This window comes from Halomonas sp. A3H3, assembly GCF_000982975.1.
Taxonomy (GTDB): Bacteria; Pseudomonadota; Gammaproteobacteria; order Pseudomonadales; family Halomonadaceae; genus Vreelandella; species Vreelandella titanicae.
The window spans coordinates 1744621-1765044 of record NZ_HG423343.1 but is presented as its reverse complement, the minus strand read 5'-3'; the positions used below and the strand labels follow the sequence as shown (position 1 = coordinate 1765044).

Sequence of the window (20424 nt, the reverse complement as noted above, 5' to 3'; positions counted from 1 at the left end):
TGGCAAGCCGAACGACTCGAAAATTCGGGGTCGCGACAGGCGCACGCTTGGGGCATCATAACGCAGGCAACTGCCAGGCGTCATGATTTAGGAGGCTGTCCGGCTTAACACTGATCTACTGCGAATCCCGGTATTTTGGCCAACTTTAGTCGATCGATTTCGTTAAATAGCGCGCTATTCGCCTCAATCGATCGATAAATTTGGATCACAATCCGTTCTTCTCGCGATGATCGGCCAAGCCGGACAGCCTCCTGGCCTGCGCGGGAAGCTATCTGACGTGTATACTTGTCGCGTTTTGGCAGCGGTTAGGCCGCTTTTTTCTGCATAGACCAAGAGATTGTGTTCGCGATGATCGATCAGGTGTTCGAATTCGTACAGAACCACCCCCTGCTAGTTGGGGCATTTTTGCTGGTGCTGATAGCGTGGATTATTTATGAAACGCGCAGCGCCTCCACCAATGCACTGACCGCCTCGCAGGCCACTCAGCTTATCAACCGCGAAGACGCGGTGGTGCTGGATATCCGTGAAAACAAAGACTTCAAAGCCGGGCATATCGCGGGGGCGCGCAACATTCCGCAGAGCAACCTCGATAGCCGCATGAGCGAACTGGATAAAGTGAAAGCCCAGCCGATCATCGTGGTATGCAAGCACGGCCAGAGTTCTGGCGCCGCACAGGCCAAGCTCACCAAAGCAGGCTTTGAGCGTGCTTACAAGTTGAGAGGCGGTATGGCTCAGTGGCAAGGCGACGGCCTTCCGGTGGTTAAAAAGTAAGCAACGTTACCTTTGTTTAATCAACAATCAGGAGTTTTCTCATGGCGGAAGATAACAACACCCCGCAGGCTGGTGCCGCGGCAGACGAAAAACCGCAGCTCAAATTTTCGCTGCAGCGTATTTATGTAAAAGATATTTCGTTTGAAGCGCCCAATTCGCCATCGGTGTTCAAGCAGGCGTTCAAACCTAAGGTGAACCTGGATCTTAATACTACCAGCACTAAAATTGCTGATGACCAGTATGAAGTGGTGGTCAAGGTCACCGCCCAGGTGAACGACAACGAAACCGGTACCACCTCTTTCCTAGCCGAAGTTGAGCAGGCGGGTCTGTTCCGTATTGCCGGTATTGAAGGTGCGCAGTTGGATCAAACCCTGGGTGCTTTCTGCCCTAATTTGCTGTTCCCCTACGCCCGTGAGTGCGTAGATAACCTGGTCAACCGTGGTGGTTTCCCGCCGCTGATGCTGGCGCCGGTTAACTTCGAAGCGATGTACGCCCAGCGTAAGCAGCGCGAAGCGCAGCAGTCACAGCAAGCAGCAGAGAACACTCACTAAGTAATGAGTGCCGCTGATTGGTACGCCCAGCATGGCAAAATGCCACGTCTCTATGTGCCTGCTGCTTTCGTAGCAGGCAGTGACATCGCACTGCCTGACGGCCCGGCGCGCCACATCACCCGCGTGCTGCGCATGGGGGAAGGTGCGCCGCTGGTGCTATTTGACGGCCAAGGTCTTGAGGCGGGGGTGCGCCTGGTGGAAGTTAGCCGCAAACAGACGCTCGCGCGGGTCGAAGCGGTATGGTCGGGCAGTGGTGAATCGCCGCTGTCTGTCCATTTAGGCCAGGCCATCTCTAAAGGCGACCGAATGGATTATGCCATTCAGAAGGCCGTCGAGTTGGGCGTTGCGGCGATTACCCCGCTGTATACCGAGCGCGGTGACGTGCGTTTAAAGGGTGACCGTGAAGATAAAAAGCTAGCCCACTGGCAGGCGGTGGCGGCCAGTGCCTGCGAGCAGAGTGGCCGTGCGGTGGTGCCCCAAGTGCATTCACCGATGCCGTTATCAACATGGCTTGAAGCGCGCCAGGAACCGCTGCGCTTGATGCTGCATCTAGCGACCGGCAATGCGTTTGATCGCCAAGACCGACCGGCTTCGGTAGCGCTGCTTATCGGCCCTGAAGGTGGTTTAAGCGAGAGTGATATCGCCGCTGCCCAGGCCGCTGGTTTTACGCCGCTGACTCTCGGCCCGCGTGTGTTGCGTACAGAGACGGCACCTGTTGTGGCTCTTTCACTGCTGCAGCACTACTTTGGCGATTTGTAAGTACTTACTACCCACCAAAGCCTTATCAAACTGCTTTTTCCCTTCGTTCGTTTGCCCTTGAACTCTTTCTCTCTGATTCCGGCCCATTTCGATATGCCTGCTGAAGGCCCCTCAGCACGATGGGTTTAAGCATCGGCAGCGGTTCGCCTGACAGCCCACTGATCACCAGCAAGCGGTGTTGCCGGCCGCGCGCATAGCCTAGCCAGCAGGGCAGCCATGTCGGCATTGGGGCGCTATCCAGCACTTGAATTCGCCAGTGGCGCGGTGTGCCCATGCGCTCCCATAGCCACAGCCGGTTCAGGGCTTCTGGCGTTGGCGGTAAACCGCTATCAATGTTAAGTGCTGAGCTGGGTTCTTCGACCTGGGTGGGTAGTTCGGTACCCACTAATAGCAGTGCACGACGCATTTCCTTAGCACACAGTAGCCAAGCCCCCGGCGTGCCTTTAGGCAGCCCAAGTGCGGTCGCCCAGAGACTGACCCAAGCAGGCTCGCAAGCCGTCGCACCCAGGCGCTGTAGTCGCCGTTTAGCCATGTCTTCATCAATCCGCCGCGCAAGTGTTAAGCGTTCAGTCATTCGCCCACCTCTAATTCGCCCAGCCTTGCAGTAGCGCTAGCATGCCCAGCATGAGACAAAACCAAGCGAATAGGCCGATACAGCGACGGCGCGTCAACCTTGCCTCTTGACCAATCACCTGAGCGTTATCGGCTCTCGCGGCCAATACGGCCTGCATATCCGGCGCCGCTTCGGCCATCATCACATCGCTTAGCTGATCTTGGCTGGGAGCGGTTGCCGTTAGGCTAACGAGATAGCCAACGCTCATCGAAACCGCTACCCCCACCGTGTTGTTATACAGCCATGAGATATCGAGGAGCGCAGAGACGGCCCATACGGAGAGCATGCCAGCAATCAGTCCGGCCATCGCTCCCCGTGCGTTGGAGCGGTGGCTAAAAATAGCCAATAGGAAGGTACCCAGTAGCGCCCCGTAAAACCACGAGCCGATTTGGTTGACCGCCTCGATCACAGGGCCAAGATTACCGGCGAAGAAAGCAAACAGGGTGGCATAAAGCCCCCAAAATATGGTGGCCACTCGTGATGCTTTCAGATAGTGAGCATCGCTGGCATTAGGTTTGATATAGCGACTATAAAAATCCCGGACGGTCACCGCTGAAAGTGAGTTGAGCGCCGAGTCGAGACTCGACATCGCCGCGGCAAATACCCCGGCAATGACAAGACCGGCCATGCCTGAGGGAAAGGCGCTGACGACATAGCGGGGTAGCAGCTCATTAAGATCTTCGGGTGGTGTTAGCCCATGCTGCTGATAATAGGTGGCCAAGATGACGCCAATAAATAGAAACAGCAGCATCTGCGGAATCAGCAGGTAGCCGCCAATCAGCAGCGAGCGCTGAGCATCGAGCACTGATGGGCTTGAGAGCACTCGCTGGATTTGGCTCTGGTCGGTGCCGAAGTAGGCCACATGCAGGAAAAAGCCACCGAACAGTCCGGCCCATAGCGAGTAGGTCACGCTGGGGTCGAAGGACAAATCGATGGCGTTGAACATCCCGCTGGCCGCGCCAAACTCGAAGACATCGCCCCAACCGCCAGGCAGGCTGGTGACTAAAAAGAAGATGCTTAATAGTGCGCCAAGCCAGAGCACGAACATTTGCACCACATCAGTCCAAATTACCGCGCTGATACCGCCCATCACGGTATAGCTGATGGCCAGTACCGCCATAATGATAATGGTGAGGTTCACGCTCCAGCCGGTCACCACCGCAAGCACGAGCGCTGGCGCATAGAGCACCACGCCAGTGGCTAGGCCGCGGGCAATCAGAAACAGCAGGGCGGTAAGAGTACGCGTGGCTGGGCCGAAACGACGTTCCAGCAGTTCGTAGATACTATAGATGCCCGCGCGGTGGAAAATAGGTACCAGCACCAAAATCAACACGATCATAGCCAAGGGCACATTGATAAAGGTCACCAGGCGTTCAAGGCCGCCCTCGAAGCCCCAGCCCGGCGCACCGATAAAGGTGATCGCACTGGCTTGAGTCGCCATTACCGAAAGACCGATGGCCCAGCCGGGGATTTTGCGGCCGCCTAGAAAATAGTCCTCAGGGTTATGCTGATCTTTACCGAATCGTGAACCAATCCAGGCGATTAAGCTGATGTAACCAATCAAAACTACCGTATCAAAAAGCGTGAACCCTTCCATGTTCGCTCCCCTACGCCTAATTTTGTCTAGTGTTTTGATAGTAGCAGGTTGTGCGGTGTTTGCTTTTTCAGGCAGTAGAGATGCTTTCGGCCACTAAAAATGCTATCCGGCTTTGCCCTGTGTGTGTCAGGCACCATAATGTTTATCTATTTTCTTGAAGGACGACACCCATGGTGCGTGAGTCACACTCATCCCCTCGATCCGCCAGCGATGCAGCCGCCCAGTTGGGTGAAGTGGCGTACCTAACGGTTACGGCCGTCAACAACATCGGCGCGTTTTTGCAGTGGGGACAGCCGAAGGATGTGTTGCTGCCGTTTAGTGAGCAGCAGTTTCGCCCTGATCCCGGCAAACGTGTACTGGTCATGCTGTATAGCGACGACCAGGGTCGTCCGGTGGCTACGATGAAGCTGGATCGTTTTTTGACCGATGACGCCTGGGCCTTGGAAAAGGGTGATGAAGTCGCCGTCGTGGTGGCGGAGCGTACTGATCTGGGTATGAAGGTGGTGGTCAATCACCGCTACTGGGGGCTTATTTTCCAGGACGACGTCACTCAGCCATTGCGCCGTGGCCAATCAGTCAAGGGCTATGTAAAGCAGCGTCGTGACGATGGCCGCCTAAATATCTCGCTGCTACCGCCAGGCGCCGCTCGTTTAGATGTGGTGGGCGATAAGATAATGCAGGCACTGCGTGAAAGCGGTGGCTATCTGGCATTAGGGGATAAAAGCCCTGCCCATGAAGTTAAAGCCCGCCTAGGGGTGAGTAAAAGCGCCTATAAACAAGCCATTGGGCGGCTTTATAAGCAGCAGTTGATCACCTTAGAGCCTGATGCTATTCGCCTAGTGCCTGGCGCACTCAGCGAGTAGTTAAGGGCCTGTTGACGTTTCACTCGCGGCCGCGGATAAAAACGGGCCCAGCCCTTCGGGTTGCCCCACAAAGCGCGCCATACGGCGTTGAAAAACTTGAAAAGGGAACCACCCTTCCCAGCGTTTTGCGCCTTGTCTGACGCGCTTTGTGGGGCAACGCGGTTCGCGATGAAACGTCAACAGGCCCTAGGGCAGTTGGAGCCTAGCGGGCAGTGCGGCATACTGGGCCTCTATTGTTCATGTTTGGATAGTGCCCCCGATGAGCCAATCAAATCTGCATCTCGGCGTTGTGATGGATCCCATCAGCGACATCGCTTACAAGAAAGACACCACCATGGCCATGCTATGGGCCGCCCAGGAGCGCGGCTACACCCTGCACTATATGGAGCAGGAAGATCTTTTCTTGAATGCAGGGCAAGCCTACGCGCGCATGCGCCCCTTAACGGTGCATCGTGATCCAAACCACTGGTACGACCTGGGCGAGCCCTCTGCGCGTCCACTGGTTGAACTGGATGTGGTGTTGATGCGTAAAGACCCGCCCGTCGACGCCGATTTTACTAACGCCGTGCACCTGCTTGGCTTTGCTGAGCGTGAGGGTGTGCTGGTGGTTAACCCCACGGCGGCGCTATTGCAGTGTAATGAAAAGCTGTTTGCCCAGCAGTTCCCTCAGTGCTGCGCGCCCACGCTTGTGGCCAGCCGCGACGATGTACTGCGCGCCTTCCACGCGGAGCACGGCGATGTCATCTTCAAGCCTCTAGATGGCATGGGCGGTACCGGTATTTTTCATATTGGCCCGGAAGGCCGTAATATCGGCGCGGTCATCGAGCAGCTTACCTTGCGTGGCCAGCGGCAAATCATGGCCCAACGCTACCTGCCGGAAATTAAGGATGGCGATACGCGCATTTTGTTGGTTGATGGTGAGCCTGTTCCCTTTGGGCTGGCGCGGATACCCTCAGCGGGCGAGACCCGCGGCAATTTAGCCGCCGGTGGACGGGGCGTCAGTCGTGAGCTTACCGAGCGTGATCACTGGCTAATTCAGCAGGTACAGCCAATGATTCGTGAAAAGGGCTTAATGTTCGTGGGTCTAGATGTCATCGGTGACTATATTACTGAAATTAACGTCACCAGCCCTACCTGCGTGCGTGAAATTGACGATCAGCGGGGCACCAATATTGCCGGTTTACTGCTGGATGCCATCGAGCGCCGCTTAGCCTAGGCGAGCTTTCTTACTTATAACGACACTTATTACGCTATGCCTGCTGGGATGCTAGCAGGCAGTGGGAGACGCATGCAAAGTTTGAAACATCACTTTCTAATGGCCATGCCACACTTAGAAGACCCTAATTTTGCCGGTAGTCTTATCTATCTTTGCGATCACGATAACAACGGCTGCATGGGGGTGATTACTAACCGACCGTTAGAGATCACGCTTGAGGCACTGTTTGATCAGCTGGAATTAGGCGGTGAAACAAGTCCGCACCGTAATGCGCCGGTTTATTACGGCGGGCCGATGCATAAAGACCGTGGTTTCATTCTGCATGTTGGCGATAGCCAGCAATGGGATTCTAGTATCCAGGTGGAAGATGGCATTGCCCTTACCACCTCGCTGGATATTCTTCAGGCTTTTGCTGCAGGCGAGGGGCCAGAGCACTTTTTAGTCTGCTTAGGCTGCGCGGGCTGGGAAGTTGGGCAACTGGAAGAGGAACTGAAGGAGAACAGCTGGCTAACGGTTGAAGCCGAGAGCAGCGTGCTCTTCAACACACCACCCGTTGAGCGCTTAACCGCGGCGGCTGGTTTGTTGGGTATTGACCTTAACTTAATGACCCGAGATGCGGGGCACGCCTGATGGCAGAAGCGGGGCAGCGCTTAATCCTGGCCTTTGACTACGGCACTCGGCGTATCGGTGTGGCGGTGGGAAATGAGCTACTGCGCAGTGCGCGCGAACTCACTCCGCTGACGGCACGGGATGGAATTCCTGATTGGAATGTCGTATCACGGTTACTGAACGAGTGGCAGCCGGATCTGTTAGTGGTGGGGCTGCCGCTTAATATGGACGGCAGCGAGTCAGATATGAGCACCCGCGCCCGCAAATTCGGTAATCGTTTGCATGGCCGTTTTGGTAAACCGTGTGAAATGGTCGACGAGCGTGGCACTACGCGAGAAGCCAAGCTAATTGCTCGCGAGGCGGGCCATAAAGGCAACTATCGTCAAGATAGTGTCGATGGTATCGCGGCCATTCTTATTCTTGAGGGCTGGTTCGCCCACCAGGAAGGCTTGCCTGGCGGGCGCCTTTCACTATAAGTCCTACCTTGAAATCCCTACCCTTAAACTTTTGCGCTTTAACGATCCAACGTGCCCGTTTGGGTGGGTACGTACCAGCGCACGGGGCGTAGCTCTTTTTCGATTAGCTCATCGACATTGAGAAGTGTCGCGAAAATTGCCATTCGCATGGGAATACCGTTATCGGTTTGGCGGAAAATCGCCAGACGTGGGTCGCCGTTAAGGTCGACGTTTAAGTCATTCGCGCCGGGGCGGCTATCCCTGGGCAGCGGGTGCATCACAATAGTGCTTTGGCTGCAGCGGTGATCGAGAAAATCGCGGTTAACCATAAAGTCGTCAGAGAGCCCCTGGAAGCTCTCATTCATCTCGTCGGTAAAGCGCTCCTTCTGAATCCGCGTGGTATAGACCACATCTAAATCGGCAAAATCACTAGCGAGTGAGTCGCGCTGCTCAATGCGGTGGCCACGAGAGGCGACTAAGTCAATCAGCTTGGAAGGCATCTCAAGGCCCGGCGGCGACACCAGCGTAATACGCAGCGGGTCATAGAGTGATAAGAGCTTAATCAGTGAATGTACGGTACGGCCATACTTCAAGTCACCGGTGAGTAAGATATGCGCACCGGTCAGCGATTTCCCCAGGCGCTGAAACTCTTTATCAATCGTGTAAAGGTCAAGTAGCGCTTGGCTAGGGTGCTCCCCGGGGCCGTCACCGCCATTAATCACCGGCACATGCGTCGCTGCAGCAAACTCAGCCACCGAGCCCTGGTCGGGGTGGCGCATTACAATGGCGTCGCAGTAGCCACTCATTACACGGCTGGTGTCATATAGTGACTCTCCCTTAGCCATAGAAGAGAACGTAAAGCCCGTGGTGTCGCACACGCTGCCACCTAAACGACAAAAGGCAGCATTGAAGCTTACCCGTGTACGGGTGCTGGCTTCAAAAAACAGATTACCGAGTACCGCCCCTTCTAATACTCGCGTTACCTGGCGTCGTTGAGCAATCGGCTCCATGCGCGCAGCCACCCGCAGCAAGTGGTCTACGTTTTCGCGGTTTAATGAGTCGACAGTTAGCAAGTGGTGGCTCATAACGTTCCTCGGCACTGTGGTGGATAGAGCGGTAGATAGCGCTAGTGTAACCGCCATTAAGGGTAGTGCCGAAGGGCTTTCATTCGCGCATGGCGGCCAATCTGTAATTTTTCTACAAAAGCCCTTGCCAACCCGGCAGGGAAACCGTAAAGTACGCATCCGCTGCCGGGGACGCCAAGCGTTACCAGCGGTGAATGAAGTGTAAAAGCTTCGGTTTGTCAGGTAGTTAGTGCTTTTACGAAAGCCAGCGGTTCTGGATGTGGTCGGTTTTACATCGAAAACAACGCCCTTGACAAACACCAGGAAGTGCGTAGAATACGCCTTCCTCGCCGAGGCAAGCCAGTTCAACTCACCACTCACCACTCACCACTCACCACTCACCACTCACCACTCACACTAACGTGCGGTTTTCTGGCGTTTTATGTCAGAATGCACTCCTCCAGGAGGAATGCCCATGACTCAGATGCGCTGGGAACAGTTACTTTCCCCACGTCGTCTTCACGATCAACGCTCAACAAGCACCCGCGAAATTGGTCGTAGCCCGTTTCATAAAGATCACGACCGAATTGTTTTCTCAGGCTCGTTTAGGCGCCTTGGGCGCAAGACCCAGGTGCATCCGTTGACCGAAAACGATCATATCCATACTCGCCTAACTCACTCGCTAGAAGTTGGCTGTGTAGGTCGCTCCTTGGGCATGATTGTGGGCGAATTGCTGCATGATCGTCTGCCTGAATGGATTACTCCCGCCGACCTTGGTGTCATTATACAAACGGCATGCCTTGGCCACGACATTGGTAATCCCCCTTTTGGTCATGCCGGTGAGTATGCTATTCGCGACTGGTTTCAACGTGCTCAGAGCAGTGGCCTGTTAGAAGGCCTTTCAGACGCTGAGCGCGAGGATCTATTGACCTACGAAGGTAACGCCCAAGGTTTTCGGGTGATTACTCAGATTGAATATAACCAGTTTAATGGCGGCATGCGGCTTTCTGCGGCCACACTGGGTGCGCTGCTAAAATACCCTTGGACAGTTCGTTACAGCGGGCGCGCAGGCAAGTTCGGCGCCTATCAGTCAGAGCAGGCGTTGCTCAAAGAAGTAGCTGAAGCAGTGGGGTTGTTGCCACAAGGCGAGCAGCGCTGGTGTCGCCACCCGCTGGCTTGGCTTGTCGAAGCCGCCGATGATATCTGTTACGCGCTATTGGATCTGGAAGACGGTTTAGAAATGGGCATCCTGCGTTATGAAGAAGTAGTTGAAATACTTCGCCAAATAGCCGGAGAGTTTCCGCCCGAGTATGCCGATATGCAAGCCCGTAACGTGTCTCAGCGTCGCCGCATTGCACTGCTACGAGGCGCTGCCATGGAGCGTGCGGTTAATGATGTCGGCGCAGTGTTTGTGCAGCATGAGCAGGCCCTGCTGAGTGGCACGCTTAGTGATGACCTCTTGGAGCTGTGTCACCCAGACCTGGGGTGGGGCGTTCAGGCGGCTAAGCAGCTGGCTCGAGAGCGTATTTTCCAGAATGAGCGTAAGGCAAAGCTGGAGATTGGCGCCTATACGACGCTGGGTATTCTGCTGGAAGCCTTTATTGGCGCTGCACACGAGCTTCATCACACAGGGCACTCATCGTTTAAACATCAACGTGTGCTGGCCCTGATCGGCGAAAATACTCCCCTGCCATCTTGGCCACTCTACGATAGCTATCGACGAATGCTGGACTTTATTGGTGGGATGACAGACCACTATGCGGTGGATCTGGCCCAGGAAATGGGCGGCCGACTGCGCGGCGATTGAGCGGAGGGGAGAACACTTAAACTGAAGGTTGGCTCAGATGTTTCAACTCCATCAACTGAGCGCGCTCAAGCAGAACATTAATGATCTTGTCATGGATGGCATCATTGAGTGGGCCTGGCATTAGCTCGGTTATCTGCTTTGCAAGGGTGTCACCGCTTACCACCAGAATATCCGGTGCAGCCTCGCTGTTATCTATTTTCCAACCCGGCAGCACCAATACGCCCCGTACCGGTACGGGCACGCCGCAGCGTCGCTCCAGCCAGTGAGTCAGCCAGCTAACCCCTTGGCGTGTTTTATGCAGCGGACGACGCTCTTGCCAGTGCGGAAAGCGCAAACGCTCGCGCTCCACCGCTACTGTGTTGAGCTCATTACCATCGGTGCCGATCGCGAGTGTTCGTGCCCGTGTCTCCACCACAAATACCCCATGCGGTGTTACTACGACGTGATCTATCGTGAAGCTATCGGTGGGCACATCATGAAATACATAGTATGGGTGGGCATCAGGGCGGACTAAGCGCTCTAGCTCTTGGCCAACAGCGAGTTCACAGGCTAAGCCTAGTTTTAAGCGCCGGATACGCTGATAGTCGCGAACCAACAGTAGTGAAAAAGTCAGTACCAGCAAAGTACTAAGCAGCCCATACAGCGCCCACTCAACCCAGTCCTGCTTATCCACAAACAGCATGCGTCCCATGCCGTAAACTAGCGGGGCGAGGCTAATAATCGGCCCTAATGCACCGTTTAAAAATAGGCTGGAAAAAGCCTTGTCCAGGCGGTATCGAAGCGCTTGGCCCGGCTCACGAAGGGGGGCGTTGAATGGGGAGTGAACGCGAGCATCATGCAGGCTGCGCAGCGCAAGGACAATACTGGCCATTGCCGCCATGGGGAATAAAAAAATCAGGGGTAGCACGTATTCCAGCCAAGCCATTGCAGTGCCTTGCTCTATAGAGACTTACCCAATAGTAAGCCCTGATGGTAAGTCATAGTGGTGTACAGAACTAACCTCCAGCGAGTTTAACCTGGTAGCCGAGGTTGCTTAACTCTTGACGCAGGGTATCGCGGTGGTCGCCTTGAATTTCAATAATACCTTCTTTAACTGCTCCACCCGTTCCACACCGTTTTTTAAGCGTTTTTGCCAAGCTTTTAAGCTCTTCGCTAGGCAGTGGAATGCCACTAACAGTAGTCACGCCTTTGCCTTTCCGGCCACTCGTTTCGCGGCGAATGCGTACCACGCCATCAAGTGCCGCCAGACGCTGCTGCTCACTCAAATCATCGCAGTGGCAGGCATCGAGTGGTTCCCGGCAGGTGGGGCAGGTTTTGCCATGTTCGGTGGAGTAAACCAGCCCACCGAGCTGGTCACGTAAAGAGGCCATTATCCTCCTCCCATTGAGTGTTGAGGCACCGGAGTTTGCCAATACTCACGCGTGAGTCGCTCCACCACGGCGGGTAACTGATACATATTGCTTATCATGATAGCGTTTTCAGGCGTTGTTTCAGCATCAGGGAAACGGTTTAAGTGAATCACCGTCATTCCTGCTTGAAGCGCCGCGCGGACGCCTACCAAGGCATCGTCTATGGCAATGCAGTCACTTGCGGAATAACCCATGATACTCGCTGCGTGTAAATGTAAACAGGGTTCGGGCTTCCAGCAATTGGCGGTATAGCCACTGAAAAAGCGTTTGCCAAAATAGTGGCTGAGCCCGGTAGCTTCTAACGCCGTGCGGATTTTGCTTTCAGGCCCGTTGGAAACCACGGCACTGGGATAAGCCGCTAATATATCCAGCGCTTCGTGGGCGCCTGGTATGGTGGTCAACTCTTGGGCAAGCCGGGTGGCTAGATTGGCCCGCATAGAGGCTTCCATGCGGTCAAGCTGGTCAGGGTCAACGTCGCCATAGCGTTGTTGCAGTTCAGCAACGATGCGCCGAAAGCGCGCTCCACGAAACTCGCCAAGATAGTCAGTAGAAGCGAAAGGCAGGCCTACTGAATTGAGCCCGGCGGCCATCTCTTCGGCCAGTAGTGGCTCGCTATCGACGAGTGTGCCATCACAGTCAAACAGCAAAAGTGGGAGCGGCATTGCGGTTCCTTGCAGCGGCTTATGCACTGCCAGTGTTAGTTGAAGCCATCCATACTGCTATTGAACGGGATTTTACGCCATTTGTGAACACTGTTTTGTTATTTTTTGCTTGCCTGAACGTGGCTATTGAGCCAGCTTGAATAATTGCGCTTATTTTGATGAATTGTTATATGCCATCTAGCATCATGAAAAACGCTGCAGCGCTAGCGTTGGAAATGGTCAAGCTGCGCTGAATAGATAGTAGGGATACACTATCTTGTCAGAACCACAACATGGAGAACGCCCAATGCGACTAACCCCTTGGATGCTACCTTTGGCACTCAGCGCTGCTTTGCTAACGACGACTGGCTATGTGTTTGCTGATAGCCATGAGTCAGAGGGTGAGCAGCACGAGCCTATGGATGATGCAGCACTTGAAGAGGAATACGGCATTAAAGCGGGATCAGTAAAGCGTGATGAAGATGAAGGCGCTTCTTCCAGCGATTCAGAAGCCGCTAATGAGTCGGCACGCGTCCGTGAAGAGGAAGAGGAGGAAGAGAAAAATGAAGAAGTAGCCACCAGTGAGGGCGAAGCTGACGTCGAACTAGAGCCTGGTAAGAGTGAAGATCGCAACCCAGAGGCTGGCACAGGCGGCACAGGTAGCCCGGAAGATGCCATTCACAGCAGCGAAGAAGAGAATAGCGAAGATGATGAAGAAGGCACCGACGATAATGAGTAATGTCAGTGCCTAAGCGCTACTTGGCGAGTCTGCGCGAGTTAGCGCTACTACGCTGGTGGTAAGGCTTCATTGTGCGCTGGCTGGTAACCCACCAGGGGGCCTGCTTACCGCTCATTGAGTTGAGCAGCGCTTTTTGCATAACGAGGCCAGCTTCCATGCTGGCCTCGAGTTTTTCAGTGACCATGCGTTGATTTTCTTGCATCATTTTGGGGCTAAAAAACGGCTGTGTTTGCCATAAATGATTTCGCATAGTGATTGTCGATAAAGACGTCGACCATAGCTCAAAAGCCATGATGCCGACTTTCCATATATCGAACATCGCTACCGGGGTAGTGGGCATTAGGGAAAGGGGAGTTGTCGATTTCATCAGCGTTGTGGCCTCCTTGCTGGAACACGAGACGTCGTGGCCTCACCCTCAGTGTTAGCCTATCAATGCTGCGTTGCAACATCTATTTAATTAGCCACAAAAAAGACGACCGGTTGGTCGTCTTTTTCGAAAGTGCGGCAATTACACGCTTATTTTACCTTGGGAGCCAGCTCGCCGCGCTCGTAGCGCAGGAACATCTCTTCCAGGCTAATCGGCTTAATCTTGCTGGCGTTACCAGCCGTGCCAAAGGCTTCGTAGCGAGCGATACATAGATCGCGCATCGCGGTAACGGTCTCTTTCAAGAACTTACGCGGGTCGAATTCAGACGGATTCTCCGCCAGGAAGCGACGCACTGCGCCGGTAGACGCCAAGCGGAGGTCGGTGTCGATGTTGACCTTGCGCACGCCGTGCTTAATACCCTCAACGATCTCTTCGACGGGAACGCCGTAAGTTTCGGGGATCTCGCCGCCGTACTGGTTAATCACTTCCAGCCACTCCTGGGGAACAGAAGAGGAGCCGTGCATGACCAGGTGGGTATCCGGTATCCGCGCGTGGATCTCTTTAATGCGCTGAATAGAGAGCGTGTCACCGGTAGGCGGCTTAGTGAATTTGTAAGCACCGTGGCTGGTGCCAATGGCAATCGCCAGAGCGTCCACGTGGGTGGCTTTCACAAACTCGGCGGCTTCTTCCGGGTCGGTCAGCAGTTGCTCCATATCCAGCTTGCCTTCCGCGCCGATACCGTCTTCCTCACCGGCCATGCCGGTTTCCAGGCTGCCCAGGCAGCCCAACTCGCCTTCGACGGAAACGCCACAGGCATGAGCCATCTCTACCGCGCGACGAGTAACGTTGACGTTATAGTCGTAGTCGGCGGGCGTTTTGCCATCCTCGCCCAGCGAGCCATCCATCATCACCGAGGAGAAGCCGAGCTGAATGGAGCGTTGGCAGATTGCAGGGCTGGTGCCGTGATCCTGGTGCATGACCACAGGGATATGCGGAAACTCTTCGACTGCCGCCAAAATCAGATGGCGCAGGAACGGCGCGCCTGCGTACTTACGTGCACCAGCAGATGCTTGCACGATGACCGGCGAATCGGTGGCATCAGCGGCTTCCATAATGGCGCGCATCTGCTCAAGGTTGTTGACGTTGAACGCCGGAATGCCGTAACCGTATTCGGCGGCGTGGTCGAGCATCTGGCGCATGCTGATCAAAGCCATGAAGTTACCTTATCTATGTTGTAGAGACTGAGTTGTCAAAATTGGGTTGTAAAGACTGAGTTGTGAAGATTGAGCTGTCAGTTTGAACGGTAGTAAGCGTTCCGATTCAAGTTGTGCAATGTTAACCGCGTTTGGCTGCGGCTTCGAGTGCAGCGACGGCAGGCAATTGCTTACCTTCTACATATTCAAGAAAAGCACCACCACCGGTAGAAATGTACGAAACGCGATCCGCAATGGCATATTTATCAATGGCCGCTAACGTATCGCCGCCACCCGCAATAGAGAAGCCTGCGCTATCGGCGATAGCCTGGGCGATCACCTGAGTGCCTTTACCAAACTGATCGATTTCAAATACACCGACGGGGCCGTTCCACAAAATGGTGCCGGCGTCTTTGAGCATGCTGGCCAAGTGAGCGGCTGTATCTGGGCCGATATCCAGAATCATCTCGTTATCAGCCACTTGATCGACCGGTTTGACAACGGCCTTGGCCGACTCAGAAAATTCGGTGGCAACGACAACATCGGTAGGAATCGGAATAGAGACCTTCTCCATCAGCGCTTTGGCTTGGCCCACCAAATCAGCCTCATGGAGCGATTTACCGACATTGTATCCCGCGGCGGCAATAAAGGTGTTGGCGATACCGCCGCCAACAATCAGTTGATCGCATTTATCAGCCAGCGCGGTGAGGACATCCAGCTTGGTAGAGACCTTCGAGCCGCCGACAATGGCTGCCATGGGCCGGGCTGGATGCGCCAGCGCTTTTTCAAGTGCATCGAGTTCCTGGGCAAGCAAAGGGCCAGCGCAGGCGCTAGGGGCAAAACGCGCCACGCCATGGGTAGAGGCTTGAGCACGGTGGGCGGTGCCAAAGGCATCCATCACAAAAACATCACACAGCGCGGCGTACTGTTTCGCCAACTGCTCATCGTCTTTTTTCTCGCCGCTGTTAAAGCGCACGTTCTCAAGCAGTACGACGTCGCCGTTGGCGAGATCCAGGGTTTCGCCAAGATAGGCTGTGATCAGCGGCACTGGGCGACCTAACAGTTCACCCAGGTGTTCAGCCACCGGTGCGAGGGAAAACTCTTCGGCGGGTTCACCTTCATTAGGACGGCCCAAGTGGCTCATGAGCATCACTTTCGCGCCAGCCTTCATCGCTGCTTTAATGGTCGGCAGCGCGGCACGTAGGCGGGCATCGCTGGTGACGCGTCCATGTTTGATGGGCACATTCAAATCTTCACGGATCAGCACGCGTTGTCCTTCCAGGGGAAGGTCAGTCATCTTTTTTACATTCATGGAAGCGGTTTCCTCGTGTTTAGGCCGTGGAACTCAATATAAACAGCTAATGCAAATAGGTTACGTTTCTGTCGAAAGTCTGGCCAGCCGCTGGCTAATATCGAGCATACGGTTAGCGAATCCCCACTCGTTGTCGAACCAGCACAGCAGCTTAATAAGGCGTTTACCCGCTACCCGGGTTTGGGTAGCGTCCAGGATGCCTGAGCGAGGGTCGTGATTAAAATCAACCGACGCCATGGGTGCTTCAGTATAGCCAAGCACGCCTTTTAAGCGCTGCTGGCTGGCGGCCAGCAGCAGCGTATTCACATCGTCCCGGTGGGTGTCGCGGCTGACGGTGAGCGCCACATCCATAGCAGAGACATTGATAGTGGGGACGCGAACGTGCAGACACTCAAAGCGGCCCGCAAGATTGGGCATCAAGCGGCTAATGCCGAGCGCCAAGCCGGTGTCCACCGGCACAATAGAGTGCATTGCCGAGCGGGTAAGGCGCAGGTCGGTCTGGTGGTAGGCATCGATCACCGGCTGGTCGTTCATCGCCGAGTGAATCGTCGTGGTGACACCGTGCTCAAGGCCGAGAGCTTCATCCAAAACGGTCAATAGCGGCACAAGACAGTTGGTGGTGCACGAAGCCGCAGACAGAACTCGCTGGGAAAGCGCCAGCTCGCCTTCATTAATGCCCCACACAATGGTGGCATCGACATCATTTTCCGCTGGCTGAGAAAACAGCAGCCGCTTCGCGCCTGCCGCTAAGTGCAGCTCTGCGGTGGCACGATCTTTAAAGCTCCCTGAGCACTCCAGCACCAGATCCACATCAAGCGCCTTCCAAGGCAGCTTGCGTGGATCTTGTTCGCAGAGTACCTGGATGCGCTGGCCGTTGACGATAAGGTACTGCCCGTCGTTATCGACGTCACCGGGAAAGCGGCCATGAGTGGTGTCGTAACGGGTTAGATAGGTAATGGTCGCGAGATCAGAGAGTTCGTTGATAGCGACCACTTCAAGTTCGGGATGTTGCCGCTCGACGAGCGCTCGCAACACGCATTGGCCAATGCGTCCGTAACCGTTAATGGCGATGCGATACCTGGGAGCAGAATTAGCCATGCAGAAGGGTGGCTCTTAAAAGTGATTCAACAATAATCGAAATAGGCCATTGCGATGATAACGTATTTCAGTGGTCGATTCTTATCAACTGCCCGTGCCCATCAGCCTCCCATACCTACCAATCGCCAGGCGAGAGGCAGCAGCACCGCGGTGAAAATCCCTGTGAGGCTCATGCCCAGTGACGCAAAAGCACCGGCGGTGGGGCTGATCTCGAACGCACGCACCGTACCAATGGCATGGCCGTTAAGCCCCAGAGCGAAACCAATCAAGCGCTCGTCGTCAATATGCAGCCAACGCGCAGCGAGGCTGACACAGGGAATGGTGATTACCCCTGTCACCAACAGCGCTCCCAACAGCAGCGCCGTGGTGCCGCCAAGCTGTTCCGTAATGCCAATAGCGATAGGCGCAGTCACCGATTTAGCGGCAATGGAAGCAAGTATGGTGTCCGAGCTGCCCAGTAACCAAGCAATTGCCAGCGAGTAGCAAGCCGCCAGCGTCGCGGCGATGGGTAAACAAATCGCCAGCGGTCGCCATAATTCAACGATACGCGGCAGCTGTTGATAAAGCGGCATACCCAGCGCCACCGTAGCTGGCCCCAACAGCACCGTTAGCCATGTGGCCCCCTGCTGATAGGTAGCGTAAGGCAGTCCTACCAGCGCTAAGGCTCCTGCCAGCAGCAGTGCCGCGATCAAAATAGCGGGCAGCCAAGAAGGGCGCTTTAAACGCTGGAACAGCGCGCTACCAAGCAAATAAGCAGCCAGCGTTAACCCCACCGCAAACAGCGGGGTGGTGGTTAATAGAGTAAGCAGCGGCGTATCAGCGGACATTGGGTTGCCCGATTAGTCGCTTGAGCAGCCACAGCGTGGTTACCACACTGAGTAACGTGCCCAGCAATAACGCGATAAGGATAGCCGTCCACTGCCCGGCCAGCTCGCCGATGATAAAAAACACCCCAACAACGCCGGGCATAATCAGCATGGCGAGTAGCGCAATCAGTGGCTGGGCGGCAGCGGCAATGCTAGTAGGGACACGGCCACGAACGGCGAGCGTTGCGCAGAGCAGCAGCATGCCGATCACGCCTGACGAGATTGGCAAAGCGGTGAAGTGGATCACCACTTCACCAATAAGCCAGTAGCTAATCAGCCATAGAAAGCCACTGAGTGCTGGCATGGCTTAGCCGAGTAGTTCGTTGGCTTGTTTGACCACATTCTCGACGGTAAAGCCGAAGTGTTTAAACAGATCGCCCGCCGGGGCGGATTCCCCGTATGTCGTCATGCCTATCACGCGACCTTCCAGACCCACATACTTGTACCAGTAGTCAGCATGAGCGGCTTCGATGGCGATACGTTTGGTGACCGCCTTAGGCAGTACGCTTTCACGGTACTCGGCATCCTGGCCGTTAAAGCGATAGGCCGATGGCATAGAGACGACGCGTACCGCTTTGCCCTGCTGCTCAAGCTCGGCGGCGGCGTCCATCGCCAGGCCGACTTCAGAACCGGTGGCAATCAGAATCAACTCCGGCGTTCCTTCGCTGTCCTTAAGAACGTACGCACCGTTTTGAATCGCTGCCAACTGCGCTTTAGTGCGCTGCTGATGGGGCAAGTTCTGGCGCGAAAGCACCAGCGCCGTGGGGCCAGAGTGACGCTTAATTGCCGCATCCCAGGCGGCGGTGGTTTCGACCGCATCGCAGGGGCGCCAGGTGTTTAGATTCGGCGTCGTGCGCAGGCTGGTGAGCTGCTCAATGGGCTGGTGAGTCGGGCCGTCTTCACCCAGGCCGATGGAGTCGTGGGTAAACACATAGATCACCTGCTGGCCCATCAGCGATGCCATGCGAATCGAGTTACGCATGTACTCCATGAAGATCAGGAAGGTCGCGCCGTAAGGTACCAGGCCGCCGTGTAGGGCGATGCCGTTCATAACCGCCCCCATGCCAAACTCACGCACACCGTAGTGCAGGTAGTTGCCGCTGGCATCTTCCGGGGTGATCGCTTTGGCGCCTTTCCAGAAGGTCAGGTTAGACGGTGCCAGATCGGCACTGCCGCCCAGCAATTCCGGCATTTTCGGGCCGATCACATTCAGCGCTTCGAACGAGGCCTTGCGTGACGCAATAGTCTCGCCGCGCTCTTGGGCCTGCTCAATCAAGGCTTCGGTAGGCAGTTCCGTCGGTAGCTGGCGCTTCATCCGGCGGGTGAACTCTCGCGCTTCCGTGGGGAAAGCCTCAGCGTAACGGGCAAAACGCGCGTCCCACGCCTGCTGAGCCGCTTTGCCTGCTTCACGGGCATCCCAGGCCGAGTAGATCGGCTCGGGAATATGGAACGGCGCGTGGGGCCAGTCGAGCTGCGTGCGTGCCAGCGCCACTTCGTCATCGCCTAGGGGCGCACCGTGGGCGTCCTCTTTGCCCTGCTTGTTGGGCGCACCAAAGCCGATAATGGTTTTGCAGATAATCAGGCTCGGCTTATCGTCGTGGCTCTTGGCCAGCTCAATCGCGGCTTTCACCTCTTCAGGCTTGTGACCATCCACATTGGGCACCACGTGCCAGCCGTAAGCTTCAAACCGCTTGGCGGTATCGTCGGTAAACCAGCCTTCCACTTCGCCATCAATGGAGATGCCGTTATCGTCGTATACAGTGATCAGCTTACCCAACTGCTGGGTACCGGCCAGGGAGGCGGCTTCGTGGGAGATACCTTCCATTAAGCAGCCGTCACCTACAAAGCACCACGTGTGATGATCGACAATCGTGTGGCCTGGGCGGTTGAACTGCGCTGCCAAAGTTTTTTCAGCAATCGCAAAACCGACCGCATTGGCAAAGCCCTGACCAAGCGGTCCGGTGGTGGTCTCAATACCCGGCGCGTAGCCGAATTCCGGGTGGCCCGCAGTGGGCGAGTGTAACTGGCGGAAATTCTGCAGCTGTTCCAGGCTTAGCTCGTAGCCACTGAGGTGAAGCAGCGAGTAAAGCAGCATGGAGCCGTGGCCATTGGAGAGCACAAAGCGGTCACGATCGGCCCACTTGGGGTCTTCGGGGTTGTGCTTGAGGTAGTCATTCCATAGCACCTCGGCGATATCAGCCATACCCATGGGGGCGCCCGGGTGGCCGGACTTGGCCTTCTGAACGGCATCCATGGACAGGGCGCGAATGGCATTGGCTAGCTCAAAACGGGACGGCATGGGGGTGCTCCTCGCCTGAAAACGGAAATTATAAAGGCGCTATTGTCGCTGACTTCCCATGTTGCGGCAAATGTAGCGGCAAATTCTCGGGATCACGTTCTGGGAAGCATCGCCGACAGCGTGTAGACTCTGCCTCCCGACGCGGTAGAAAAGTAATGCTATCGCTTCACTAATACGGGCAGGGGACACCTGCCA

General features: G+C 55.4%; 22 protein-coding genes. 9 read left to right on the top strand and 13 right to left on the bottom strand.

What is annotated here, in order from left to right; genetic code table 11:
* Positions 1-348 precede the first annotated feature (348 nt).
* The 3 genes from HALA3H3_RS07760 to HALA3H3_RS07750 are packed head-to-tail and all read left to right on the top strand — an operon-like array spanning position 349 to position 2081.
* Positions 349-771, top strand: coding sequence for a rhodanese-like domain-containing protein (locus HALA3H3_RS07760; protein WP_022521003.1), 423 nt, complete (start codon positions 349-351; stop codon positions 769-771).
* A gap of 41 nt (positions 772-812) precedes the next feature.
* Complete coding sequence (secB, locus tag HALA3H3_RS07755) at positions 813-1322, top strand: protein-export chaperone SecB (protein WP_022521002.1); 510 nt, start codon at positions 813-815, stop codon at positions 1320-1322.
* Positions 1323-1325: 3 nt separating this feature from the next.
* Positions 1326-2081: a 16S rRNA (uracil(1498)-N(3))-methyltransferase gene (locus HALA3H3_RS07750; RefSeq protein WP_022521001.1), complete on the top strand. Its 756-nt coding sequence runs from the start codon at positions 1326-1328 to the stop codon at positions 2079-2081.
* A gap of 25 nt (positions 2082-2106) precedes the next feature.
* Here the strand turns inward: HALA3H3_RS07750 and HALA3H3_RS07745 are convergent, their stop codons facing one another.
* Together HALA3H3_RS07745 and HALA3H3_RS07740 are read right to left on the bottom strand one after the other, a co-directional pair.
* Positions 2107-2655: a hypothetical protein gene (locus tag HALA3H3_RS07745; protein ID WP_022521000.1), complete on the bottom strand. Its 549-nt coding sequence runs from the start codon at positions 2653-2655 to the stop codon at positions 2107-2109.
* Between the two features lie 10 nt (positions 2656-2665).
* Positions 2666-4291 (bottom strand): sodium:solute symporter family protein, encoded by a 1626-nt coding sequence (locus tag HALA3H3_RS07740; RefSeq protein WP_022520999.1) that lies wholly within the window; start codon positions 4289-4291, stop codon positions 2666-2668.
* Positions 4292-4461: 170 nt separating this feature from the next.
* Here HALA3H3_RS07740 and HALA3H3_RS07735 point away from each other — a divergent pair, with 170 nt between their 5' ends.
* From HALA3H3_RS07735 to ruvX, 4 genes are all read left to right on the top strand, one after another.
* Positions 4462-5154, top strand: coding sequence for a CvfB family protein (locus HALA3H3_RS07735; protein WP_022520998.1), 693 nt, complete (start codon positions 4462-4464; stop codon positions 5152-5154).
* Positions 5155-5413: 259 nt separating this feature from the next.
* Positions 5414-6370 carry a glutathione synthase gene (gene gshB / locus HALA3H3_RS07730; RefSeq protein WP_022520997.1) on the top strand — a complete coding sequence of 319 codons (957 nt, stop codon included), beginning with the start codon at positions 5414-5416 and terminating at the stop codon, positions 6368-6370.
* A 72-nt stretch (positions 6371-6442) separates the two neighbouring features.
* Positions 6443-7000 (top strand): YqgE/AlgH family protein, encoded by a 558-nt coding sequence (locus HALA3H3_RS07725; protein WP_022520996.1) that lies wholly within the window; start codon positions 6443-6445, stop codon positions 6998-7000.
* Entirely contained in the window at positions 7000-7455 is a 456-nt protein-coding gene (gene ruvX, locus HALA3H3_RS07720; protein WP_022520995.1) for a Holliday junction resolvase RuvX, read from the top strand. Before HALA3H3_RS07725 ends, ruvX begins: the two co-directional genes overlap by 1 nt.
* A gap of 38 nt (positions 7456-7493) precedes the next feature.
* Here the strand turns inward: ruvX and pyrB are convergent, their stop codons facing one another.
* Positions 7494-8519 carry an aspartate carbamoyltransferase gene (gene pyrB / locus HALA3H3_RS07715; protein ID WP_022520994.1) on the bottom strand — a complete coding sequence of 342 codons (1026 nt, stop codon included), beginning with the start codon at positions 8517-8519 and terminating at the stop codon, positions 7494-7496.
* A gap of 454 nt (positions 8520-8973) precedes the next feature.
* On the opposite strand from pyrB, the gene HALA3H3_RS07710 reads away from it, so the two are divergent.
* Entirely contained in the window at positions 8974-10305 is a 1332-nt protein-coding gene (locus tag HALA3H3_RS07710; RefSeq protein WP_022520993.1) for a deoxyguanosinetriphosphate triphosphohydrolase, read from the top strand.
* Between the two features lie 16 nt (positions 10306-10321).
* Here HALA3H3_RS07710 and HALA3H3_RS07705 read toward each other — a convergent pair whose 3' ends face one another.
* The 3 genes from HALA3H3_RS07705 to HALA3H3_RS07695 all read right to left on the bottom strand — a co-directional run bounded on the left by HALA3H3_RS07705 (position 10322) and on the right by HALA3H3_RS07695 (position 12376).
* On the bottom strand, positions 10322-11230 hold the full coding sequence (locus HALA3H3_RS07705) for a nuclease-related domain-containing protein (RefSeq protein WP_022520992.1): 909 nt from the start codon (positions 11228-11230) through the stop codon (positions 10322-10324).
* 70 nt (positions 11231-11300) lie between these two features.
* On the bottom strand, positions 11301-11675 hold the full coding sequence (locus HALA3H3_RS07700) for a translation initiation factor Sui1 (RefSeq protein WP_053856928.1): 375 nt from the start codon (positions 11673-11675) through the stop codon (positions 11301-11303).
* A complete protein-coding gene (locus tag HALA3H3_RS07695) occupies positions 11675-12376 on the bottom strand; it encodes an HAD family hydrolase (RefSeq protein ID WP_022520990.1) in 702 nt (233 codons plus the stop codon). Before HALA3H3_RS07695 ends, HALA3H3_RS07700 begins: the two co-directional genes overlap by 1 nt.
* A gap of 286 nt (positions 12377-12662) precedes the next feature.
* On the opposite strand from HALA3H3_RS07695, the gene HALA3H3_RS07690 reads away from it, so the two are divergent.
* Positions 12663-13094, top strand: a complete 432-nt coding sequence (locus HALA3H3_RS07690; protein ID WP_022520989.1) for a hypothetical protein — start codon at positions 12663-12665, stop codon at positions 13092-13094.
* A gap of 16 nt (positions 13095-13110) precedes the next feature.
* On the opposite strand, the gene HALA3H3_RS07685 is transcribed toward HALA3H3_RS07690, so the two are convergent.
* The 7 genes from HALA3H3_RS07685 to tkt form a co-directional block, all read right to left on the bottom strand.
* On the bottom strand, positions 13111-13461 hold the full coding sequence (locus HALA3H3_RS07685; RefSeq protein ID WP_022520988.1) for a hypothetical protein: 351 nt from the start codon (positions 13459-13461) through the stop codon (positions 13111-13113).
* 149 nt (positions 13462-13610) lie between these two features.
* Positions 13611-14675: a class II fructose-bisphosphate aldolase gene (gene fba, locus HALA3H3_RS07680; RefSeq protein WP_022520987.1), complete on the bottom strand. Its 1065-nt coding sequence runs from the start codon at positions 14673-14675 to the stop codon at positions 13611-13613.
* 121 nt (positions 14676-14796) lie between these two features.
* A complete protein-coding gene (locus HALA3H3_RS07675; RefSeq protein WP_022520986.1) occupies positions 14797-15966 on the bottom strand; it encodes a phosphoglycerate kinase in 1170 nt (389 codons plus the stop codon).
* Positions 15967-16026: 60 nt separating this feature from the next.
* Positions 16027-17064, bottom strand: a complete 1038-nt coding sequence (locus tag HALA3H3_RS07670; protein ID WP_022520985.1) for a type I glyceraldehyde-3-phosphate dehydrogenase — start codon at positions 17062-17064, stop codon at positions 16027-16029.
* A gap of 101 nt (positions 17065-17165) precedes the next feature.
* A complete protein-coding gene (locus tag HALA3H3_RS07665) occupies positions 17166-17891 on the bottom strand; it encodes an LrgB family protein (protein WP_022520984.1) in 726 nt (241 codons plus the stop codon).
* Positions 17881-18234, bottom strand: coding sequence for a CidA/LrgA family protein (locus HALA3H3_RS07660; RefSeq protein ID WP_022520983.1), 354 nt, complete (start codon positions 18232-18234; stop codon positions 17881-17883). The genes HALA3H3_RS07665 and HALA3H3_RS07660 overlap by 11 nt, the downstream gene beginning before the upstream one ends.
* Before the next feature lie 3 nt (positions 18235-18237).
* Positions 18238-20229 (bottom strand): transketolase, encoded by a 1992-nt coding sequence (gene tkt / locus HALA3H3_RS07655; protein WP_022520982.1) that lies wholly within the window; start codon positions 20227-20229, stop codon positions 18238-18240.
* Positions 20230-20424 lie beyond the last annotated feature (195 nt).

Excerpts from the sequence above, each read along its gene's own strand:
- HALA3H3_RS07750 (WP_022521001.1), top strand. The coding sequence starts at position 1,326 with ATGAGTGCCGCTGATTGGTACGCCCAGCATGGCAAAATGCCACGTCTC.
- HALA3H3_RS07700 (WP_053856928.1), bottom strand. The coding sequence starts at position 11,675 with ATGGCCTCTTTACGTGACCAGCTCGGTGGGCTGGTTTACTCCACCGAA.
- secB (WP_022521002.1), top strand. The coding sequence starts at position 813 with ATGGCGGAAGATAACAACACCCCGCAGGCTGGTGCCGCGGCAGACGAA.
- HALA3H3_RS07725 (WP_022520996.1), top strand. The coding sequence starts at position 6,443 with ATGCAAAGTTTGAAACATCACTTTCTAATGGCCATGCCACACTTAGAA.
- gshB (WP_022520997.1), top strand. The coding sequence starts at position 5,414 with ATGAGCCAATCAAATCTGCATCTCGGCGTTGTGATGGATCCCATCAGC.
- HALA3H3_RS07675 (WP_022520986.1), bottom strand. The coding sequence starts at position 15,966 with ATGAATGTAAAAAAGATGACTGACCTTCCCCTGGAAGGACAACGCGTG.
- HALA3H3_RS07740 (WP_022520999.1), bottom strand. The coding sequence starts at position 4,291 with ATGGAAGGGTTCACGCTTTTTGATACGGTAGTTTTGATTGGTTACATC.
- HALA3H3_RS07665 (WP_022520984.1), bottom strand. The coding sequence starts at position 17,891 with ATGTCCGCTGATACGCCGCTGCTTACTCTATTAACCACCACCCCGCTG.
- pyrB (WP_022520994.1), bottom strand. The coding sequence starts at position 8,519 with ATGAGCCACCACTTGCTAACTGTCGACTCATTAAACCGCGAAAACGTA.
- HALA3H3_RS07685 (WP_022520988.1), bottom strand. The coding sequence starts at position 13,461 with ATGAAATCGACAACTCCCCTTTCCCTAATGCCCACTACCCCGGTAGCG.
- HALA3H3_RS07670 (WP_022520985.1), bottom strand. The coding sequence starts at position 17,064 with ATGGCTAATTCTGCTCCCAGGTATCGCATCGCCATTAACGGTTACGGA.
- ruvX (WP_022520995.1), top strand. The coding sequence starts at position 7,000 with ATGGCAGAAGCGGGGCAGCGCTTAATCCTGGCCTTTGACTACGGCACT.
- HALA3H3_RS07745 (WP_022521000.1), bottom strand. The coding sequence starts at position 2,655 with ATGACTGAACGCTTAACACTTGCGCGGCGGATTGATGAAGACATGGCT.
- HALA3H3_RS07660 (WP_022520983.1), bottom strand. The coding sequence starts at position 18,234 with ATGCCAGCACTCAGTGGCTTTCTATGGCTGATTAGCTACTGGCTTATT.
- HALA3H3_RS07710 (WP_022520993.1), top strand. The coding sequence starts at position 8,974 with ATGACTCAGATGCGCTGGGAACAGTTACTTTCCCCACGTCGTCTTCAC.
- tkt (WP_022520982.1), bottom strand. The coding sequence starts at position 20,229 with ATGCCGTCCCGTTTTGAGCTAGCCAATGCCATTCGCGCCCTGTCCATG.
- HALA3H3_RS07690 (WP_022520989.1), top strand. The coding sequence starts at position 12,663 with ATGCGACTAACCCCTTGGATGCTACCTTTGGCACTCAGCGCTGCTTTG.
- HALA3H3_RS07695 (WP_022520990.1), bottom strand. The coding sequence starts at position 12,376 with ATGCCGCTCCCACTTTTGCTGTTTGACTGTGATGGCACACTCGTCGAT.
- fba (WP_022520987.1), bottom strand. The coding sequence starts at position 14,675 with ATGGCTTTGATCAGCATGCGCCAGATGCTCGACCACGCCGCCGAATAC.
- HALA3H3_RS07705 (WP_022520992.1), bottom strand. The coding sequence starts at position 11,230 with ATGGCTTGGCTGGAATACGTGCTACCCCTGATTTTTTTATTCCCCATG.
- HALA3H3_RS07735 (WP_022520998.1), top strand. The coding sequence starts at position 4,462 with ATGGTGCGTGAGTCACACTCATCCCCTCGATCCGCCAGCGATGCAGCC.
- HALA3H3_RS07760 (WP_022521003.1), top strand. The coding sequence starts at position 349 with ATGATCGATCAGGTGTTCGAATTCGTACAGAACCACCCCCTGCTAGTT.